The sequence below is a fragment of the Streptomyces sp. KLMMK genome (assembly GCF_036961605.1).
Taxonomy (GTDB): Bacteria; Actinomycetota; Actinomycetes; order Streptomycetales; family Streptomycetaceae; genus Streptomyces; species Streptomyces telluris.
This window is the reverse complement of record NZ_JBAMDC010000541.1, coordinates 1-3,587: the sequence shown is the minus strand read 5'-3', so window position 1 is coordinate 3,587 and position 3,587 is coordinate 1. Positions and strand designations below refer to the sequence as shown.

Genomic DNA, 3,587 nt, shown 5'->3' with positions numbered 1-3,587 from the left:
GTGACCGCGGGGACGGAGCCGCCGTCCCCGCGGCGGCCGGCCAGGACGCTCCCCGCACCAGCATCACGCGCAGCCCCACCGCCTGGGCGCTCGGCATCTTCTTCGGAATCCAGGCGACCGGCGCCTACATCGTCATGGGCTGGATGCCGGCGATCTTCCGCGACGCCGGGGTGTCCGCCTCCACCGCGGGCCTCCTGAGCGCCGTCACGATGCTGACCGGCATCCCCCTCGCCTTCGTCCTGCCGCGCCTCGCCGCCCGCCTGCCCCACCAGGGCGTCCTCGTCGTCGCCCTGGCCTGCTTCGGCCTGGCGGGGTACGCGGGGCTGTGGCTGTCCCCGGCCGCGGGCGCCTGGGTCTGGGCCGTGCTGCTCGGCGTGTCCAACAGCGCCTTCACGCTCGCCCTGACGCTGATCGGCATGCGCGCCCGCACGGGCGGGGGCGTGGTGCGGCTGTCGGCGTTCGCCCAGAGCACCGGCTATCTGATCTCCATCCCCGGCCCGCTGCTCGTGGGCTGGCTCAACGAGCGCACGGGCGGCTGGGACGTGCCGCTCGCGCTCATGGCGGGGCTGATGGTGCCTCAGGTCGTGGCGGGCGTGCTGGCCGGGCGCGCCCGCACCGTGGAGGACGAGCTCTGACCCGGGCGCGGCCGCCGGCGCGCGGGGTGGGAGACTGGCCGCATGCAGCCTGTGCTCGATCCCAACCCCAAGAACGGTCAGAAGACCCTGCTGACGATCCTCGGCGCGATGCTGGGCATCACGGTGGTCATCTCGGTCATCGCGACGGTCTTCTCCCCCTGATGCCGGTCTCGCCCTGATGCCGCTCTCCGCCTGATGCCGGTCTCGCCCTGACGCCGGTCTCCGCCTGATGCCCGGCCCCACCCTGACCCCGGCCGGGCGTCCTCTTCCGGTCCGCCTCCAGGCGATGGTGGGGATAACCCCCTGTCCCCTAGGGGGGACGGGTCAGGGGCAAGTGGGTGGTCCACCGGATGGGAGCGGGGCGCCGTTCTCCGTAGGTTCGTAGTACACCGCGACGGGGCGGTGCACCGAACCGCTCGGAGGCGATCCCATGCCCGCCGGTACGAAAGCCCGGACTCCCGGCACCGTGCAGACGCGGCTGCCCTGGTGGGCCCTCGCGCTCGCCGCCGCGGCCTTCACCGTCTTCTGCACCCTGCTCGCCGCTCCCGCCACCGCGGACTCCGGTCCGGATCCCGCCGCCTCGGGCACCGTCGCCCGCGTGGTCGCCTTCGTCCGGCTCGCGCTGGGCGAGGAAGCCCCGTGAGGGCAGGTGGGGCGCGTGCGCCGCTTCGGGTACAACCCTTTCAACACCCCGCGCCCAGCCGTGGGTTTCATGCGAAGCTGGACGGCATGAGCTCCGAACCGACTCGCAGGATTGTCGTTTTCCGGCACGCCAAGGCCGAATGGTCCGACGGGGACGACCACGAACGTCCGCTCGCGGACCGCGGACGCAAGGACGCCCCGGTCGCAGGCCGCTGGCTCGCCGGTTCCGGCGTCAACCCCGACCTGGCCCTGTGCTCCACCTCCGCCCGCACCCGCGAGACCTGGAAGCTCGCCGTCCCCGAGCTGTCCCAGCGCCCCCGCACGGTCTACGAGGAGCGGATGTACGAGGCCTCGCTCGGCGAGCTGATCGCCCTGCTCAACGAGGTCTCCGACGAGGTCCAGGACCTCGTCGTGATCGGGCACAACCCCGGCATGCACGCCCTGGCCGACGCCCTCGCGGGCGAGTCCGACGGCGATCTGCTGCCGCGGATGAACCGCACCGGGTTCCCCACGTCCGCCATCGCGGTGCTCGCCTTCACCGGATCGTGGAAGGCCGTCGAGCACGGCGTCGGCCGGCTGGTCGCCTTCTGGGCGCCCCACGCGTAGCACCTGTCCGGCGGACGAGGTGCATGCACCGGCTCCGGCCGCCGCCCGTTCCGCCGGACCCCTGCCGTCGCTGTGCCCGCCGTGCCCCGCCCCCGCCGTCGCCGCGGGCGCCTCCGCCGGAGCCTACTCGTGCGTCCTGGCCGCCTCGACCTCTTCGCGGGTGACGCCCAGCAGGTAGAGCACCGTGTCCAGGAACGGGACGTTCACCGCGGTGTGCGCCGCCTGGCGTACCACCGGCTTGGCGTTGAAGGCCACGCCCAGCCCCGCGGCGTTGAGCATGTCGAGGTCGTTCGCGCCGTCGCCGATGGCCACGGTCTGCGCCAGCGGCACACCCGCCTCGGCGGCGAACCGCCGCAGCAGCCGGGCCTTGCCGGCCCGGTCCACGATCTCCCCAGTCACCCGCCCGGTCAGCCGGCCGTCGACGATCTCCAGGGTGTTCGCCGAGGCGAAGTCCAGCCCGAGCCGCTCCTGCAGGTCGTCCGTGACCTGGGTGAACCCGCCGGAGACCACGCCCACCTGGTAGCCGAGCCGCTTGAGCGTGCGGATCAGCGTCCGGGCGCCCGGCGTCAGCCGCACCTCCGCCCGCACCTTGTCCACGACGGACTCGTCCAGGCCCGCCAGCAGCGCCACCCGGGCGTGCAGGGACTCCTCGAAGTCCAGCTCGCCGCGCATGGCCCGCGCGGTCACCTCCGCGACCTCGGCCTCGCAGCCCGCGTGCGCCGCGAACAGCTCGATGACCTCGTCCTGGATCAGCGTGGAGTCGACGTCCATCACGACCAGCCGCTGGGCCCGCCGCTGCAGCCCCGCCGCGACGACCGCCACGTCGACCCCGCGCACCGCGGCCTCCAGGGCCAGCGCCGTCCGCAGGGCCTCCGTCTCCACACCGGACACGGCGAACTCCACGGCCGTCACCGGATACTTGGCGAGCCGGAAGATCCGGTCGATGTTGCCGCCCGTGCCGGTGATCCGCGCCGCGATGGCGGCGGTCGACTCGGCGGTGAGCGGGTGGCCCAGCACCGTGACGTGGGAACGCCCCGTGCCGCGCGGGCGGTTGTCGCCCCGGCCCGAGATGATCTCGGCCTGCAGCCGCATCGACTCGGCCCAGCTGTGCACCGTGGCCCGCAGCTCGCCTTCGGCGTTCCCGCCGCCCTCCGGCGCCGTGACCAGCGCGCACAGGGTGATCCGGCCCCGGGTGACGACCTGCTCGATGTCGACGACGTCCACGGCGTACGCGGCGAGCGTGTCGAACAGCCCGGCGGTGATGCCCGGCCGGTCCTTCCCGAAGATCTTGACGAGGAGGGTCGGCTCGTCGTCGGCGGGGACGGGGGTGGCAGGCGAGGTCTGCGATGCGCTCATGGTCCTCTTACCGTATCGGGCCCCGCGCCGGATACGCACAGGTGTCCCGGCTAGTACTCGGCGAAGACATGCCCAAGGCCCGGCTTACGGCGCGTGAACGCCGTCAGCGGCGCCGCGGCGGGGGCCCGGGCGGCGGAGGCGGAGGCTCCTCCGGCGGCGGCGCCCCGTAGCGGTATCCGCTGCCCCGGGACCTGCGGGGCGGCGGCAGCGGCCGGCCCGTCTGCGTCGGCGCGGTGGAGCGGTCGTCGAAGAGCGGGCGCTTGTACGGGTTGGTGTCGTCCCGCGCGGGACGCCTGTACGGGTTGGAGTCGTCCTGCCCCGGCTGCCCCGGCGAGGGACGGTACGGGC

General features: G+C 73.9%; 4 protein-coding genes and 2 pseudogenes. 4 read left to right on the top strand and 2 right to left on the bottom strand.

From position 1 onward, the window contains the following. From V7793_RS35200 to V7793_RS35185, 4 genes and pseudogenes are all read left to right on the top strand, one after another. A pseudogene (locus V7793_RS35200) lies at window positions 1–635 on the top strand (YbfB/YjiJ family MFS transporter); the annotation flags it as partial. 42 nt (window positions 636–677) lie between these two features. After that, entirely contained in the window at window positions 678–797 is a 120-nt protein-coding gene (locus V7793_RS35195; protein ID WP_256790788.1) for an SGM_5486 family transporter-associated protein, read from the top strand. A gap of 268 nt (window positions 798–1,065) precedes the next feature. Next, complete coding sequence (locus tag V7793_RS35190) at window positions 1,066–1,278, top strand: hypothetical protein (RefSeq protein WP_168091276.1); 213 nt, start codon at window positions 1,066–1,068, stop codon at window positions 1,276–1,278. An 86-nt stretch (window positions 1,279–1,364) separates the two neighbouring features. Then, window positions 1,365–1,883, top strand: a complete 519-nt coding sequence (locus tag V7793_RS35185) for a SixA phosphatase family protein (RefSeq protein WP_336013758.1) — start codon at window positions 1,365–1,367, stop codon at window positions 1,881–1,883. A gap of 123 nt (window positions 1,884–2,006) precedes the next feature. On the opposite strand, the gene serB is transcribed toward V7793_RS35185, so the two are convergent. Then, complete coding sequence (serB, locus tag V7793_RS35180) at window positions 2,007–3,239, bottom strand: phosphoserine phosphatase SerB (protein ID WP_168091304.1); 1,233 nt, start codon at window positions 3,237–3,239, stop codon at window positions 2,007–2,009. Between the two features lie 103 nt (window positions 3,240–3,342). Continuing rightward, window positions 3,343–3,587: pseudogene (locus tag V7793_RS35175) on the bottom strand (streptophobe family protein); the annotation flags it as partial.